This is a genomic window from Diaphorobacter ruginosibacter (genome assembly GCF_040396215.1).
Lineage (GTDB): Bacteria > Pseudomonadota > Gammaproteobacteria > Burkholderiales > Burkholderiaceae_C > Diaphorobacter_A > Diaphorobacter_A ruginosibacter_A.
In genome coordinates, this window is sequence record NZ_JBEBOW010000091.1 from 1 (window position 1) to 15,619 (window position 15,619).

Below are 15,619 nucleotides of genomic sequence, written 5' to 3' on the forward strand. Positions count from 1 at the left end.
CTTATTCCTATTCCATATTCCCAAGGAGACAACCCATGAAGAAAACACTTGCCGTCGCCCTGATGTGCCTGGCGGGCAGCGCATTCGCGCAGGAAGAACTCAAGATCGGCGCCATCGTCACGCTGTCCGGCGCCGGGGCGGCCTGGGGTCAGGCCATGCTCTACGCGACGGAGCTGGCCGCCGACGACGTCAACGCCAAGGGCGGGCTGGAAGTGGGCGGCAAGAAATACAAGGTCAAGGTCATTCCGTATGACGACAAGTACCAGGCCGGCGAGGCCGTCACGGCGGCGAACCGCCTGGTGTTCGAGGACAAGGTCAAGTACATCATCGGCCCGGTAGGCTCCGCGGCGGCGCTGGCCGTCACGCCCATCGTGGACAAGAACAAGGTCGTGATGCTGACGCTGGGCTTCACGGACAAGGCGCTGGGCAAGGACAAGCCCTTCAACTTCCGCCCCAACCTGACGACGATGGAGACTTCGCAGCCCCAGATCGACTGGATCGTGAAGGCCAAGAACATCAAGAAGGTCGGCGGCCTGTTCCCCAACGATGAAACCGGCCAGCAGATCGCGCAGGACCTGGAGAAGGCCTACAGCAAGGCCGGGGCGCAGCTCAACGCCAAGGAGTTCTTCGAGCGCGAGCGCGTGGACATGATGCCCCTGCTCACGCGCCTGATGGCCAAGGGCGTGGATGCGATCGAGCTGGACGGCAACGCGCCCGGCACGGCGGGCCTGATCGTCAAGCAGGCGCGCGAGCTCGGGTTCAAGGGCTTCATCATCCGCAGCGGCGGACCAGCCACGCCCGAGATCGTGAACGTGGCGGGCAACACCGCCGCCAACGGCATGCTGGTGAACACGCCCGTCGATCCGGCCAATGCCGCCGTCAAGGCCTATTCGGAGCGTTATTCCGCCAAGTACAAGAAGCGCATGAACGGCTTCAGCCCGGCGTTCTATGACGGCACGCACATGCTGTTCCAGGCCATGGCCGCGGCGGGCACGGCCACGGACACCGACAAGGTGCGCGTGGCGCTGGAGAACGTCAAGGACTACAAGGGCATTCTCGGCACCCTGAACTGGACGGGCGCAGAGGTCTACGGCACGGCCCACCAGGTGAGCGCGCCGTTCTACATCGCCCGCGTGCAGGACGGCCAGGAAGTGATCGAGGCCACCTGCTCGCTCGCCGCCTGCAAGTAATCCTGACCAGAGCCGTTCGGGGATACCGCCGTGGACTTTACCTTTCTGATTGGCCAGGCGCTGACCAATGGCCTCATCATCGGGCTTCTCTACCTGTTGATGGCCATTGGCTTCACGCTGGTGTTTGGCGTGATGCGCGTCGTGAATTTCGCGCATGGCGAGTTCTACATGCTCGGCGCGTTCTCGGCCTATGTATGCGTCACGAAGCTGCACCTGCCCTTTCTCGCGGCGGTGCTCGCCACTTTCGTGCTGACGCTGGTGATCGGCTGGATCATCGAGGTCGTGGTGATGAAAGGATTCCGCGGCGACGAGCTCAACGGGATGATCGCCACCATCGGCCTGGCGATGATCCTGCAGAACGGCGCGCTGATGGTCTTCGGCCCCGATCCGCAGTCGATGCCCGCGGTGGCCGAAGGCGTGGTGTCGCTCGGGCCGGTGGTGCTGCCCATGTCGCGCCTTTACGTCGTCGCATTCTCGATCGCGGTGCTCGCGCTGCTGTACGGCTTTCTCATGCACAGCAAGGGCGGACGGGCGCTGCGCGCGGTGGTGCAGGACATCGAGATCGCCAACGCCCAGGGCATCCGCTCACAGTTCATGTATCCGCTGGGCTTCGGCATCGGCGTGGCGCTGGCCGCGGTCGCGGGCGCCCTGATGGCGCCGGTGTTCTCCGTATCGCCGAGCATCGGCTCCACTCCGCTGCTCAAGGCGTTCATCGTGGTGATCCTGGGCGGCCTTGGCAGCATTCCGGGCGCGGCGCTGGCCGCGCTCTTGCTGGGCGTCTTTGAAAGCGTGGCCAACACCTTCATGTCCAGCAGCTTCTCGGACATGCTGCTTTTCTGTTTTGTGATCCTGATGCTGATCTTCCGTCCCGCGGGCCTGCTCGGAAAGGCAGGTCGCTGAGCCATGCACGACTCTCAATCACTTCATTCCGATGGCGGCGCGAATGCGTCCGCAAACGTGTCCGCGAATGTGCCCGCGAACGTGTCCGCGACCACGCCGGCGCGGCAGCCCGGCGGCGTCTTTAAAACCTGGATTCCCTGCCTTCTGGCGCTGTTCGCCATTCCGCTGCTGTTCGCGGGCAATCCGTTCTACATCCACCTGGCGGTGCTGATCTGCCTGAACATCATCTTCGTGAACGGGCTGGCCCTCATCAACCGCACGGGCCAGTTGTCCTTCTGCCACGCCGCCTTCATGGGGATGGGCGCATTTGTCTCGGTCATCTGCAGCACGCGCCTTCACACGCCCTTCCTGCTCTCGGTGGCGGCCGGCGTGGCCGTATCCATGGTGCTGGCCTACCTGCTGGGCGCGGTGATCCTGCGCCTGCAGGGCGTGTATTTCGTGCTGGTCACCTTCTGCTTTGGCGAGCTGTTCCGGCTGGTGCTGCTGGAGGGCGGCGAGCTGACCGGCGGGGCCAACGGTATCGCCAACATCCCGCCGGCCAGCCTGCTGGGCTTCGCGTTCGATACCAAGCTCTCGTTCTACTGGCTGGCGGCCGCATGCGCCTTCGCATCCATCCTGCTGCTGCTCGCGCTGTTCAGGACGCCCAAGGGCAACTCGCTGGACGCCGTGGGCGACAACCCCGACCTGGCCGAAGCCAGCGGCATCAGCATCCAGGGCTCGCAGATGTTCGCGTTCGTCCTGGGCAGCGCTTTCGCGGGCTTCACCGGCGCGCTGCTCGCCCATTACCTCGGCTTTGTCTCTCCCGAGTCGTTCAACCAGAGCATCTCCGTCGCGGCGATCATCATGCTCGTGATCGGCGGACGCGGCTCCGTGCTGGGGCCGATTCTCGGGGCGCTGATCATGACGCCGCTGCCCGAGCTGTTTCGCAGCGCCATCGAGACGCAGAACATCATGTACGGCATCACGCTGATCCTCGTGCTGAAGTTCCTGCCCTCCGGACTCGTGGGCATCCACTCCAAACTCTTCGGCAAGGCGGGCAAGTGATGGCGGCGCTACTCAAGGTCGAGGGACTCGGCAAGACATTCGGCGGGCTCGCCGCCGTGCGCGACCTCAGCTTCGAGCTGCAGGAAGGCGAGATCGTCGGGCTGATCGGCCCCAACGGCGCGGGCAAGAGCACCGCGTTCAACATGATCAGCGGCTCGCTCGCGCCCACCGCTGGAAAGATCGCTTTCGCGGGCGAGGACATCACGGGCCGCAAGCCCAGCCATGTCGTGCGGCACGGGCTGGCGCGCACGTTCCAGTCGGCCACCGTCTATCCCCGGGCCACCGTGCAGCAGAACGTCTACCGTGGCGCGCTATGCCATTTCGACGTGCCCGTGTGGGCGCAGATCGCGCAGACGGCCGCCCACCGGCAAGCCTGCCGGCGGATCCAGGAGCAGGTGGACAAGGTGCTCGAGATCACCGGCCTTGCGCCCTACCGCAACGAGATTGCCGGCGAGCTGGCCTACGGCCATCAAAAGCGCATCGGCGTGGCCATCGGCCTGGCAACGAACCCGCGCCTGCTGCTGCTCGACGAACCCGCCGCCGGCCTCAATCCCGAGGAGTGCGCCGAATTCGGGCGGCTGCTCAAGACCTTGCGCGACGAGCACCGCATCTCACTGCTGTTCGTCGAGCACCACATGGCATTGGTGATGGGAACCTGCGAAAAGATCATCGTTCTCGTGCAGGGACGCAAGATCGCGCAAGGCACGGCGGAGGAAATCCGCAACAACCCCGCCGTGATCGAGGCCTACCTGGGAGTGGATGAAGATGCGCACGCTTGAGGTCAAGGACATCGTCGTCCATTACGGACTGGTCGAGGCGCTGCATGGCGTGAGCTTCAAGGTCGAGGCGGGCAGGATCGTCGCGCTGGTCGGCTCCAACGGCGCGGGCAAGAGCACCACGCTCAAGGCGCTCATGGGACTGAAGCGGCTCACGTCGGGTTCGCTGATGCTCGACGGCAAGCGCATCGACACCAGCCATGCCGCGCAGCGCGTGGGCATGGGCATTGCGCTTTCACCCGAGGGCCGTCGCCTGTTTCCGCGCATGACTGTGTGGGAAAACCTGATGGTCGGCGCCCATACCGTGAGCAGCGCCGAGCAGCGCGGCAGATCTCAGGAACTGGTCTACGAGCTTTTCCCGCGCGTCAAGGAGCGGCGCGACCAGCTCGCCGGATCACTGTCCGGCGGCGAGCAGCAGATGGTGGCGATCGGGCGCGCGCTGATGTCCAACCCGCAGATCCTGATGCTCGACGAGCCCTCGCTGGGCATCGCGCCCAAGATCGTCTCGGAGATCGCGCAGGTCATCAAGCGCCTGAACAGGGAAACGGGTATTTCCGTCATCCTGGTGGAGCAGAACGCGCGCCTGGCGCTGAAGATGTCGGACGACGCCTATGTGTTCGAGCAGGGGCTGGTGATCCGCTCTGGCTCCGGGCAGGAGCTGCTCAACGACGCGTTCGTGCAAAAGGCATTCCTGGGTATTTGAAGATACGGATGAACAACCACATGAACCACATGACTTCCCTTCCCGTCGTTCCCCGCGCCGAGGTGCGCCCCGCCTGGCTTGCGCAACACAGCGAAGAAGCGCTGGAGCCGGCGCTGCCCATCATCGATCCGCACCACCATCTGGCCGACAAGAATTGGGGTGGCTATCTGTCACCGGAGCTGTTGGCGGACCTCAATTGCGGCCACCGCATCGAATCCACCGTGTTCATCCAGGTCGGCTTCGCCTACCGCGAGGACGGGCCGGAGCACCTCAAGCCCGTCGGCGAGACGGAGCGCGTCGTCGCCATCGCCAGGGAAACCAACGCCCGGCAGAACAGCACCCGGATCTGCGCGGGCATCGTCGGCTTTGCCGAGCTCTCGCTGGGCGCGCGCGTGGAGGAAGTGCTTGCCGCCCAGGCGCAGGCGGGCGCCGGACTGCTGCGGGGCATACGCTGCCATGCGGCCACGCACGCGCAGTTCCAGTACGGCGTGATGCATTCGCCACCGCTGCACGTCTATCTGAGCCCCCGGTTCCGCGAGGGCTTCGCCAAGCTCGCGCAGTTCGGGCTCAGCTTCGATTCGTGGGCCTATCACACGCAGCTGGAGGAGTTCATCGACCTGGCCAAAGCGTTTCCCGACACGCCCATCGTCATCGACCACATCGGCGCGCCGCTGGGCGTGGGCCCGTATGCGGGTCACCGTGATGAGGTGTTCACGCAATGGAAGAAGCAGTTGCAGGCCGCCGCCCTGCTGCCCAATGTGAGCATCAAGCTGGGCGGCATGGGCATGAGCGTGTTCGGCTTTCCGTTCCACGAGCAGGCCCAGCCGCCCACTTCGCTGCAGCTCGCCCAGGCGTGGAAGCCCTACATCCTCACCTGCATCGAACTGTTCGGGCCCGAGCGCTGCATGTTCGAGAGCAACTTTCCCGTCGACAAGGGAACATGCAGCTATCAGGTTCTGTGGAACGCGTTCAAGCGCATCACCCACGGGATGTCCGCCGACGAAAAGCGCCATCTCTACCACGATACCGCCCAGCGCTTCTACAGGCTCTGAGAGCCGGTTGAAACGACAAGGCCGGCGCGCATGGGCATGCGCGCCGGCCAGTTCCCGCCAGGGGTTCTATATCAGAAGCGGTAGCCCACGCCCACGCCGACCAGCACCGGGTCCACCTTGAAGGTGCCCACCTTGCTGCCGAAGGAGTACACGTCGGTGCCGATATAGACCTTCTTGACGTCGAAGTTCAGCGACCAGTTCTTGTCCAGCGCATAGTCGAAACCGATCTGCAGCGCGCCGCCCCAGCTGTTCTTCTTGATGGACGGAGACAGGGCGCCCGCCACCGCGGAGTCGAAGCGCACATTGGAGAAGCGCGTGTAGTTCACACCTGCGCCGACGTAGGGCTTGAACGCGCCGAAGTTGGTGAAGTGGTATTGCGCCAGCAGCGTGGGCGGCAGGTGCTTGAGCGTGCCGATCTTGTCGCCGCCCGCACGCAGGTCATGCTTTTGCGGATAGGTCAGGATCAGTTCGGCGGCAAAGTTGGGTGTGAAGAAGTACGAGACGTCAAGCTCAGGAATCCACTTATTGTTGATCGACAGGTCCAGCCCGGTGGTGTCATGGTTGCGGCTATCCAGATGAACAGCACGCACGCGCACCATGAAAGGACCGGCTGCCTCGGACGTTTGAGCAAATGCCGCACCGGAAGTGAATGCGCTGACTGCTGCAATGGCCAACAGAGTTTTCTTCATCGAGATTACCTCAAGTAGTGATGGAAACAATTTGTACGTGTCCCATTGCATCAATTCAGAAAATCCGACTATTTGCTGCAAATCAATTAGCCACTTGCTCATCACGACTAAAGCGTCTACGTTGCCAATAAGCAACACAACGATTGTGGTTATTGCTTCCCCAAGGCGAGAAAAAGCCGGGACGCAACCCGGCTTCATGGCTCCGCGCCCAGGCGCGGAAGGTGCGGCGAGACGTTACCCCAGCCACTTCCTTGCATTGCGCCAGATGCGCATCCACGGACTGAATTCATCCCGGTTTCCGCTGGTCCAGCTCATCTGGATGTTGCGGAAGACGCGCTCGGGGTGCGGCATCATCGCCGTGAAACGGCCATCCGCCGTGGTCACGGCGGTCAGGCCGCCGGCGCTGCCGTTCGGGTTGAACGGATACTGCTCGGTGGCCTGGCCTGCGTTGTCCACGAAACGCATGGCGGCGATCGCCCCGACGGGGTTGCCGCGGTATTTGAAGTTCGCGAACCCCTCGCCATGCGCGACGGCGATGGGCAGGCGGCTGCCCGCCATGCCCTGCAGGAACAGGCTGGGCGATTGCAGCACTTCCACCATCGACAGGCGCGCCTCGAAGCGGTTGCTCTGGTTCTGCGTGAAGCGCGGCCAATCCTGCGCGCCGGGGATGATGTCAGCCAGTTCGGCAAACATCTGGCAGCCGTTGCAGACGCCCAGGCCGAACGTGTCGGCTCGGCCGAAGAACTGCTGGAACTCGGCGGACAGGCGCTCGTTGAACGTGATCGAGCGCGCCCAGCCGATACCCGCGCCCAGCGTGTCGCCGTAGCTGAAGCCGCCGCAGGCGACCACGCCCGCAAAGTCGTTGAGCCCTGCCCGGCCCGACTGCAGATCGCTCATGTGGACGTCAACCGCGTCGAACCCTGCCTCGGCGAATGCATACGCCATCTCGACATGCGAGTTCACCCCCTGCTCGCGCAACACGGCCACGCGCGGCCTGGCAAGGTTGAGGAACGGCGCCGCCACGTCGTCCCGTGGATCGAACGTGAGATGCACGTGCATGCCGGGATCCTGCTGCACACCCGCCGCGGCGTGTTCGCTGTCGGCGCAGGCCGGGTTGTCGCGCTGCTGGGCGATCTTCCAGCTCACGGCATCCCATACCTGATGCAGGTCGGAGAGCTTGGCGCCGAACACCTTCTTCGCATCGCGCCACACCTGCAGCTCGCCCTTGCCGTCGTCCAGCCTGGACGACGCCGGGCGCGTCTTGCCGACCGTGTGCGAGCAGGTGGACAGGCCGTGCTCGCGCAGGATCTGCATGACCTCGGCGCGATCGCTCGTGCGGATCTGCAGCAGCGCGCCCAGCTCTTCGTTGAACAGCGCGCGCAGCGTCATGTCCTCGCGGCGGCCGCTGATCTGGGCGCCCCAGTTCTTGCCCTCGCCCGAATCCATGCGGCTGTCGGCAATGCCGTCGCCCTCGGTGATCAGCATGTCCACATTCAGCGCCACGCCCACGTGTCCCGCGAACGCCATCTCGGCGGCCGCGGCGAGCAGGCCGCCGTCGCCCTTGTCGTGGTAGGCAAGAATCAGTCCCTTGGCGCGCAGCGCGTTCACCGCGTCCACCATGGCGATCAGGTCCCCTGCATTGTCCAGGTCGGGCGTTTCGTTGCCCGGCTGGTCGAGCACCTGGCCCAGGATCGAGCCGCCCATGCGCATCCTGCCGCGCGCCAGATCGATCAGCACGAGCGTGGAGTCGTCCACCTGCGCATCCAGTTGCGGCGTCAGCGTGCCGCGCACGTCATCGATCGAGGCAAAGCCGGTGACGATCAGGCTCACGGGCGAAGTGACCTTCCTGACCTCTCCTGCCTCGCTCCACTGCGTGCGCATCGACAGCGAATCCTTGCCCACCGGAATCGACACGTTCAGCTCGGGGCACAGCTCCATGCCGACGGCCTTCACCGTTGCGTAGAGATCGGCATCCTCGCCGGGTTCGCCGCAGGCGGCCATCCAGTTGGCGGACAGCTTCACGCGCGGCAGCTCGATGGGCGCTGCCAGCATGTTGGTGATGGCCTCGGCCACCGCCATGCGCCCCGACGCCGGCGCGTTGATCGCGGCCAGCGGCGTGCGCTCGCCCATGGCCATCGCCTCGCCCTTGAAACCTTTGAAATCGGCCAGCGTCACGGCCACGTCGGCCACCGGCACCTGCCACGGCCCGACCATCTGGTCACGATGCGTGAGCCCCCCCACGGCACGGTCGCCGATGGTGATGAGAAAGCGCTTGGATGCCACCGTGGGGTGCGCCAGCACCTCGATCACCGCCTTCTCCAGCGGCACGCCGGTCAGGTCGATGGGGGCAAGCTCGCGCCGGGCGGTCTTCACGTCGCGGTGCATCTTCGGCGGCTTGCCCAGAAGCACGTCCATGGGCATGTCGACCGGGAATTTCTGGTCGCCCGATGCGACTGCCGTGTCTTCCAGGATCAGTTGGCGCTCCTCGGTCGCCACGCCGACCACGGCGAACGGGCAGCGCTCGCGCTCGCAGAAGGCGGTGAACATGTCGAGCGACTTCGGGTCGATCGCCAGAACGTAGCGCTCCTGGCTTTCGTTGGACCAGATTTCCTTGGGCGCCAGGCCTGACTCCTCGAGCTTGACGGCACGCAGATCGAAACGCGCGCCACGGCCCGCGTCATTGGTCAGCTCGGGGAAGGCGTTGGAGAGGCCGCCAGCGCCCACATCGTGGATCGCCAGGATCGGGTTCGCCGCGCCCTGCGCCCAGCAGTGGTTGATGACTTCCTGCGCGCGGCGCTCGATCTCCGGATTGCCGCGCTGCACGGAGTCGAAGTCCAGCTCTGCCGCATTCGTGCCGGAGGCCATCGAGCTGGCCGCGCCGCCGCCCATGCCGATGCGCATGCCAGGGCCGCCAAGCTGGATCAGCAGCGAGCCGGCGGGAAACTCGATCTTGCGGACCTGCTCGGAGTCGATCACGCCCAGGCCGCCCGCGATCATGATGGGCTTGTGGTAGCCACGCGTGATGTCACCGACCTGTTGCTCGTACTCGCGGAAATAGCCGGTCAGGTTGGGACGGCCAAACTCGTTGTTGAACGCGGCGCCGCCCAGCGGGCCCTCGATCATGATCTGCAGCGCGCTGGCGATGTGCCCGGGCCTGCCCACGTCGCTGCCCCAGAGCTTGGAGACCGTGAAGCCCGTCAGCCCCGCCTTGGGCCTGGAGCCGCGGCCCGTCGCGCCTTCGTCGCGGATCTCGCCGCCCGCGCCGGTCGATGCGCCGGGGAACGGCGAAATCGCCGTGGGGTGATTGTGCGTCTCCACCTTCATCAGCACCTGGTTCACGGCGGCCTGCCTGCCGTAGCTCGGAGCCTTCTGCGCGTCGAAGCGCGCGATGAAACGCTCCACCTCGTGGCCTTCCATGATGGACGCGTTGTCGGAGTAGGCCACCACGGTGTGCTGCGGCGCGAGCTGGTGCGTATTGCGGATCATGCCGAACAGGGACTTGTCCTGCGCGACGCCATCGATCGTGAACGTGGCGTTGAAGATCTTGTGGCGGCAGTGCTCGGAGTTGGCCTGCGCGAACATCATCAGCTCGACGTCGCTCGGATTGCGCTTGAGGCCGTTGAATGCGTTGACCAGGTAGTCGATTTCATCGTCCGCCAGCGCCAGCCCCCATTGCCTGTTGGCCTGCTCCAGCGCCGCGCGGCCCCCGCCGATCACGTCGACGAACTCCATCGGCTGCGCCTGCAGCGTGGAAAACAGCTGCTGCGCCTCGTCGCGCGTGCCGAACACCGATTCGGTCATGCGGTCATGCAGCAGCGCGGCGACCTGGGCGATCTGCTCCTCGCTCAGCCTGGACGCGCCGCCCAGCAGGCCGGACTGGAGGCTGAGGTGGAATTCGGTCACGCGCTCGATGCGGTACACGTCGAGCCCGCAGTTGCGGGCGATGTCCGTGGCCTTGGAGGCCCACGGCGAGATCGTGCCCAGGCGCGGCGTGACCACCAGCACCTGCCCGTCCGTAGCGCCTTCGTAGGGATCGCCATAGGCCAGCAAGGCGGCAAGGCGCTGCCCGAGCGAGTCCTCCAGCGGTTTCTCCGATGCCACCAGGTGCACGAAGCGCGCCGCAATGCCTGTGATCTTGGGGTGGATGGCTTCAAGAGCCGGTTGCAGCTGCTGTACGCGGAAAGCGCTGATGGCGTTCCCGCCGTCGAACTGGGTGATGTGCAAGGTCACGGTGGCGGCCTGTCGTGAGTGGGAGATACGTTGCAAAGACGGTTTCGGCGACCGTACCGCTGAATGGGGTCCGGGTGGAAAACGTCGGATTCGTGAAAACCCGGCATTTTACCCGCCGCGGGCTATTTCCTGGGCGCGCGGGGCCTTGAATCCGTCGGGCACCGCCACGCGGTCACGGCGGCAGCATGGAAAAATCATGAGTGGGATAATCGATCCCCATGAGTAGCATCTCCATCAAAACCGCAGAAGATATCGCAGGCATGCGCGAAGCCTGCCGCCTGGCATCCGAAGTGCTGGACTACATCGCCCCGCACATCCGGCCCGGCATCACCACGGCTGAAATCGACCGCCTGGGCAAGGAATGCATGGACCGGCAGGGCACGGTCTCCGCCACCATCAATTACCAGCCGCCCGGCTATCCGCCCTACCCCGGCCACCTGTGCACCTCGGTCAATCACGTGGTGTGCCACGGCATCCCGAACGACAAGCCGCTCAAGAAAGGCGACATCGTCAACGTGGACGTCACCGTCATCACCAAGGACGGCTGGTTCGGCGACAACAGCCGCATGTACCAGATCGGCGAATGCTCCATCGCCGCCAGGCGCCTGTGCGCCCTGACCTTCGATGCGATGTGGATCGGCATCCAGCAGGTCAGGCCCGGCGCGCGCCTGGGCGATGTGGGACACGCCATCCAGACCTTCGCCGAAGGCAATCACCTGTCGGTGGTGCGCGAATTCTGCGGCCACGGCATCGGCCGGAAATTCCACGAAGAGCCACAGGTGCTGCATTACGGACGCCCTGGAACCGGCGAGCTGCTGGAGCCTGGAATGACGTTCACCATCGAGCCCATGCTGAATCTGGGCAAGCGCGAAATCAAGGAACTGGGCAAGGATGGCTGGACCATCATCACCAAGGACCACAGCCTTTCCGCCCAGTGGGAGCACACGATTCTCGTGACCGAAACCGGCTATGACGTGCTGACCCTGTCCGAGGGTTCTCCGGCGCTGCCGCCTTTCGTCACCGCGACCCGAACCTGATCGAGCCAGGCAGGCCAGGCGCCTTCCTTCTTGGCTGCACGGTTCTTGCTAGCCAAACCGCATGTCTCATCACATGTCCACTCGAAACACCCATGCAGCCTCCCCGCAGGGACAGACCGGCGATCTGGCCGGGCTGCGCGATCAATACAAGGCCGCCAAGGCGGCGGTGATCGCGACGCTGCTCACGCCGGCATCCACCACGCGCGGCATCCGCGCGCTGCTCGGCCGGCTCTCGGCGCATACCGATCACCTGCTCACTCAGCTGTGGCGGCGCGCCGGGCTGCCCGATGCGGCGGCCCTGATCGCCGTCGGCGGATACGGACGCGCGCAGTTGTTTCCCCACTCCGACGTGGACGTGCTCGTTCTCTTGCCCGAGAGCGCCAGCAATGAGCCGGCCGCCTCCTGGCGCGCGCCTATCGAGGCCTTCATCGGCAGTTGCTGGGACGCGGGCCTGGAAATCGGCTCCAGCGTGCGTACCATCGCCGACTGCCTGCGCGAGTCGGCGGCCGATGTGACCGTGCAGACTTCGCTGCTCGAAGCGCGGCTGCTCTGCGGCAGCCAGGCGCTGTTCGCCGAATTCCAGCAGCGCTACGACGAACAGATGGATCCGCGCGCCTTCCTGATCGCCAAGACGTTCGAGATGCGGCAGCGGCACAACAAGTACGAGAACACGCCCTACGCGCTGGAGCCCAACTGCAAGGAGTCGCCCGGCGGCCTGCGCGATCTGCAGCTCATCAGCTGGGCCGCGCGCGCCGCGGGTTTTGGCCGCGACTGGGATGAGCTGGCCCGCACGGGCCTGGCCACCCCGTTCGAGGTGCAGCAGATCCAGCGCAACGAGGCTCTGCTGTTTCTGATCCGCGCCAAGCTGCATGCGGTGGCGGGCCGCCGCGAGGACCGGCTCGTGTTCGACCTGCAGACCGCCGTGGCCGAGGCATTCGGCTACCGCTCGACCACGCCGGAGGGCAAGAAGCTGGCGATGCGCGCGAGCGAAACCCTCATGCGCCGTTACTACTGGGCCGCCAAGGCGGTGCAGCAGGTCACGCAGATCCTGTATCTGAACATCGAGGAACGGTTCGACCCCGGCTCGCACGAGTTGCGTCCGATCAACGAGCGTTTCTTTGAGAAGGCCGGCCTCATCGAGGTGGCTTCGGACGATCTGTACAAGAAGGATCCGCACGCGATCCTGGAAACCTTCCTGCTGTATGAGACCACCGTCGGGCTGAAGGATCTCTCGGCCAGGACGCTGCGCGCGCTCTACGACTCGCGCTCCATCATGGACAGCGAGTTCCGCCGCGACCCGGTGAACCGAGCCGCCTTCATGCAGATCCTGCGGCAGCCCGCGGGCATCACCCACGCCATGCGGCTGATGAACCAGACCTCCGTGCTCGGCCGCTATCTCTGGCCGTTCCGGCGCATCGTCGGCCAGATGCAGCACGACCTGTTCCATGTCTACACGGTGGACCAGCACATCCTCATGGTGCTGCGCAACATGCGCCGCTTTTTCATGCCCGAGCATGCGCACGAGTACCCGTTCTGCTCGCAACTCGCGGGCGGCTGGGACAAGCCGTGGATCCTGTATCTCGCCGCACTTTTCCACGACATCGGCAAGGGCCGCGGCGGCGACCACTCGCAGCTCGGCGCCATCGAGGTGCGGCGCTTTTGCAAGCAGCACGGCATCGGCAAGGAAGACACCGCGCTGCTCGACTTCCTGGTGCGCGAGCACCTCAGCATGAGCCAGGTGGCGCAAAAGCAGGACCTGGCCGACCCGGACGTGATCAAGGCGTTCGCCCGGCGCGTCGGCACCGAGCGCCAGCTCACGGCGCTGTACCTGCTGACCGTGGCCGACATCCGCGGCACCTCGCCCAAGGTGTGGAACGGCTGGAAAGGCAAGCTGCTGGAAGACCTGTACCGATCCACCCTGCGCGTCCTGGGCGGCCGCGCGCCCGACGCCGCCGCCGACGTGGAGGCCCGCAAGCGCGAGGCGCTGATCCAGCTGGCGCTGAATTCCCAGCCATTCGAATCCCACAGGAAACTTTGGGACACGCTGGACGTGAGCTACTTCATGCGCCACGAAGCGGCGGACATCGCGTGGCACACGCGGCATCTGTCGCGCCATGTCGGATCGGCCATGCCGGTGGTGCGCGCCCGGCAGTCACTGGCGGGAGAAGGCCTGCAGGTGCTGGTGTACTCGCCCGATCAACCGGAGCTGTTTGCCCGCATCTGCGGTTATTTCGAACGCGCCGGGTTCTCCATCCTGGACGCGCGCGTGCACACGGCGCTCGACGGCCATGCGCTCGACACCTTCCAGGTCGTTCCCTCGGAGACGCTGTCGGGCCACTACCGCGAACTGATGACGCTGATCGAAAGCGATCTTGTGCGCGCAATCACCGCCACCGGCCCGCTGCCCGAGCCCACGAAAAGGCGCGTGTCGCGCCGCGTCAAGAGCTTTCCGTTCGCGCCGCGCGTGTCGCTCAAGCCCGACGAAAAGGCGCAGCGCTGGATCCTGAGCATCACCGCCAGCGATCGCGCCGGCCTTCTCTACACCGTGGCCCGCATCCTGGCGCGGCATCAGCTCAGCCTGCAGCTCGCCAAGATCAGCACCCTGGGCGAGCGCGTGGAGGACACCTTTCTGGTGCAGGGCAGCGAGCTCCAACATGGTGCGCGGCAGATCGAGATCGAGACCGAGCTGCTGAAGGCCCTGGCTCCGGCCTGAGCCGAAGGCTCAATCGTCCTCGGCGGCGCTGATTCCCGGAAACAGAATGTCCGTGTAGCCGAACTGGGTGAAGTCGCGCACCCTCATCGGGTAGAGCTTGCCCCAGAGATGGTCGCACTCGTGCTGCACGACGCGCGCGTGGAATCCCTGCGCCTCCCGGTCGATCACCCGGCCTTCCGGATCGAACCCCTGATAGCGTATCCGCAGGAAACGCGGCACCTTGCCGCGCAGGCCGGGGACCGAAAGACAGCCCTCCCAGTCCTCTTCCTCCTCGTCGCCGAGCGGCGTGATGACCGGATTGACGAGCACCGTGAAAGGCACCAGCGGCCGGTCCGGATAGCGTGGATTGGCCTCGCTCGAGCCAAAGATCACCACCTGCAGATCCACGCCGATCTGCGGCGCTGCGATACCCGCGCCGTTCGCGGCCCTCATGGTGTCCCGCAGGTCGGCGACCAGTTGGTGCAACTCGGGCGTGTCAAAACGCCCGACCTGCTGCGCCACGCGCAGCAATCGTGGATCACCCATCTTGAGTATGGCCTGGACTGTCATGGAAGTGAAAATGAAATGGAAACCGAAGCTGAAACCGGCGTGATGGATCGTTGGCGCTCAGGATAGCCCATGCGCGAAGAAATTACCGCGCAAACGGGATTCCGCCCATGCGCAATACCCCAAGGCGCGCAGACTCGCGCACAATCACGTCATGCCGGAAAAGCGCGACGAGCCCATCAGCCATACACCGCCCACCCACCCCACCCCGCCGCCCTACCAGCCCCGTCCCGCCGTGGTGCGCTGGCTGCTCATGGCGTTTGCGGTCCTGTGCCTGGTGATGGGGGTCATCGGCGTCATCGTGCCCGGCCTGCCGACCACCGTTTTCATCCTCATGGCGGGATGGGCGGCGGCGCGCAGCTCACCCCGGCTGCATGGTTGGCTGTGGAACCACAGGCTGTTCGGCCCCATGCTGCAGAACTGGGCCAACGGCGGCCGCGTCAGCCGCCGCGCCAAATGGAGCGCCGCCATCGTCATGGCGCTGTGCGCCTGCATACTTCTGCTCAGTGGCGCGCCATTGGGAGTGAAGGTGGGAGCCAACGTCTGCATGGCCTGCGTCCTGGTCTGGCTATGGTTCAGGCCCGAGCCCCCGAAAGCGGAGGCGGAGCCATGAAAAAATGGCGGGAATTTGTCACTCCCGGGGCTGGATTCCAAAAGAGGCCCTCTTTTGTGTATATAATTTAAGTCTTGTTCCTCAATAGCTCAGTTGGTAGAGCGCCGGACTGTTAATCCGTAGGTC

The 15,619-nt window shown here is 65.1% G+C and carries 12 protein-coding genes; 9 read left to right on the forward strand and 3 right to left on the reverse strand.

Annotated elements, in window-relative coordinates:
* Nucleotides 1–35 precede the first annotated feature (35 nt).
* Genes ABWP92_RS11820 through ABWP92_RS11845 form a run of 6 tightly spaced genes read left to right on the forward strand, consistent with a single transcriptional unit; the run spans nucleotide 36 to nucleotide 5,665 of the window.
* On the forward strand, nucleotides 36–1,190 hold the full coding sequence (locus ABWP92_RS11820; protein WP_353235582.1) for an ABC transporter substrate-binding protein: 1,155 nt from the start codon (nucleotides 36–38) through the stop codon (nucleotides 1,188–1,190).
* A 30-nt stretch (nucleotides 1,191–1,220) separates the two neighbouring features.
* Nucleotides 1,221–2,090, forward strand: a complete 870-nt coding sequence (locus tag ABWP92_RS11825) for a branched-chain amino acid ABC transporter permease (RefSeq protein WP_353235583.1) — start codon at nucleotides 1,221–1,223, stop codon at nucleotides 2,088–2,090.
* A gap of 3 nt (nucleotides 2,091–2,093) precedes the next feature.
* Complete coding sequence (locus tag ABWP92_RS11830) at nucleotides 2,094–3,134, forward strand: branched-chain amino acid ABC transporter permease (protein WP_353235584.1); 1,041 nt, start codon at nucleotides 2,094–2,096, stop codon at nucleotides 3,132–3,134.
* The gene (locus ABWP92_RS11835) at nucleotides 3,134–3,913 is read left to right on the forward strand and encodes an ABC transporter ATP-binding protein (protein ID WP_353235585.1); all 780 of its coding nucleotides are present in this window, start codon (nucleotides 3,134–3,136) and stop codon (nucleotides 3,911–3,913) included. Before ABWP92_RS11830 ends, ABWP92_RS11835 begins: the two co-directional genes overlap by 1 nt.
* On the forward strand, nucleotides 3,900–4,613 hold the full coding sequence (locus ABWP92_RS11840; protein ID WP_353235586.1) for an ABC transporter ATP-binding protein: 714 nt from the start codon (nucleotides 3,900–3,902) through the stop codon (nucleotides 4,611–4,613). Before ABWP92_RS11835 ends, ABWP92_RS11840 begins: the two co-directional genes overlap by 14 nt.
* 29 nt (nucleotides 4,614–4,642) lie before the next feature.
* Nucleotides 4,643–5,665 carry an amidohydrolase family protein gene (locus tag ABWP92_RS11845; protein WP_353235587.1) on the forward strand — a complete coding sequence of 341 codons (1,023 nt, stop codon included), beginning with the start codon at nucleotides 4,643–4,645 and terminating at the stop codon, nucleotides 5,663–5,665.
* 71 nt (nucleotides 5,666–5,736) lie between these two features.
* On the opposite strand, the gene ABWP92_RS11850 is transcribed toward ABWP92_RS11845, so the two are convergent.
* Together ABWP92_RS11850 and purL are read right to left on the reverse strand one after the other, a co-directional pair.
* Complete coding sequence (locus ABWP92_RS11850; protein WP_353235588.1) at nucleotides 5,737–6,354, reverse strand: OmpW/AlkL family protein; 618 nt, start codon at nucleotides 6,352–6,354, stop codon at nucleotides 5,737–5,739.
* Between the two features lie 234 nt (nucleotides 6,355–6,588).
* Entirely contained in the window at nucleotides 6,589–10,584 is a 3,996-nt protein-coding gene (purL, locus tag ABWP92_RS11855; protein WP_353235589.1) for a phosphoribosylformylglycinamidine synthase, read from the reverse strand.
* A gap of 218 nt (nucleotides 10,585–10,802) precedes the next feature.
* Here purL and map point away from each other — a divergent pair, with 218 nt between their 5' ends.
* Together map and ABWP92_RS11865 are read left to right on the forward strand one after the other, a co-directional pair.
* The gene (map, locus tag ABWP92_RS11860) at nucleotides 10,803–11,621 is read left to right on the forward strand and encodes a type I methionyl aminopeptidase (RefSeq protein WP_353235590.1); all 819 of its coding nucleotides are present in this window, start codon (nucleotides 10,803–10,805) and stop codon (nucleotides 11,619–11,621) included.
* A 73-nt stretch (nucleotides 11,622–11,694) separates the two neighbouring features.
* The gene (locus ABWP92_RS11865) at nucleotides 11,695–14,334 is read left to right on the forward strand and encodes a [protein-PII] uridylyltransferase (protein ID WP_353235591.1); all 2,640 of its coding nucleotides are present in this window, start codon (nucleotides 11,695–11,697) and stop codon (nucleotides 14,332–14,334) included.
* A 9-nt stretch (nucleotides 14,335–14,343) separates the two neighbouring features.
* Here ABWP92_RS11865 and def read toward each other — a convergent pair whose 3' ends face one another.
* Entirely contained in the window at nucleotides 14,344–14,883 is a 540-nt protein-coding gene (def, locus tag ABWP92_RS11870) for a peptide deformylase (RefSeq protein ID WP_353235592.1), read from the reverse strand.
* Nucleotides 14,884–15,034: 151 nt separating this feature from the next.
* On the opposite strand from def, the gene ABWP92_RS11875 reads away from it, so the two are divergent.
* On the forward strand, nucleotides 15,035–15,493 hold the full coding sequence (locus tag ABWP92_RS11875) for a YbaN family protein (RefSeq protein WP_353235593.1): 459 nt from the start codon (nucleotides 15,035–15,037) through the stop codon (nucleotides 15,491–15,493).
* The last annotated feature ends 126 nt before the right edge of the window (nucleotides 15,494–15,619 follow it).

Coding starts and splice junctions, on each gene's coding strand:
- ABWP92_RS11865 (WP_353235591.1), top strand. CDS start 11,695: ATGTCCACTCGAAACACCCATGCAGCCTCCCCGCAGGGACAGACCGGC.
- def (WP_353235592.1), bottom strand. CDS start 14,883: ATGACAGTCCAGGCCATACTCAAGATGGGTGATCCACGATTGCTGCGC.
- ABWP92_RS11830 (WP_353235584.1), top strand. CDS start 2,094: ATGCACGACTCTCAATCACTTCATTCCGATGGCGGCGCGAATGCGTCC.
- ABWP92_RS11835 (WP_353235585.1), top strand. CDS start 3,134: ATGGCGGCGCTACTCAAGGTCGAGGGACTCGGCAAGACATTCGGCGGG.
- ABWP92_RS11875 (WP_353235593.1), top strand. CDS start 15,035: ATGCCGGAAAAGCGCGACGAGCCCATCAGCCATACACCGCCCACCCAC.
- ABWP92_RS11845 (WP_353235587.1), top strand. CDS start 4,643: ATGACTTCCCTTCCCGTCGTTCCCCGCGCCGAGGTGCGCCCCGCCTGG.
- ABWP92_RS11820 (WP_353235582.1), top strand. CDS start 36: ATGAAGAAAACACTTGCCGTCGCCCTGATGTGCCTGGCGGGCAGCGCA.
- ABWP92_RS11850 (WP_353235588.1), bottom strand. CDS start 6,354: ATGAAGAAAACTCTGTTGGCCATTGCAGCAGTCAGCGCATTCACTTCC.
- map (WP_353235590.1), top strand. CDS start 10,803: ATGAGTAGCATCTCCATCAAAACCGCAGAAGATATCGCAGGCATGCGC.
- ABWP92_RS11840 (WP_353235586.1), top strand. CDS start 3,900: ATGCGCACGCTTGAGGTCAAGGACATCGTCGTCCATTACGGACTGGTC.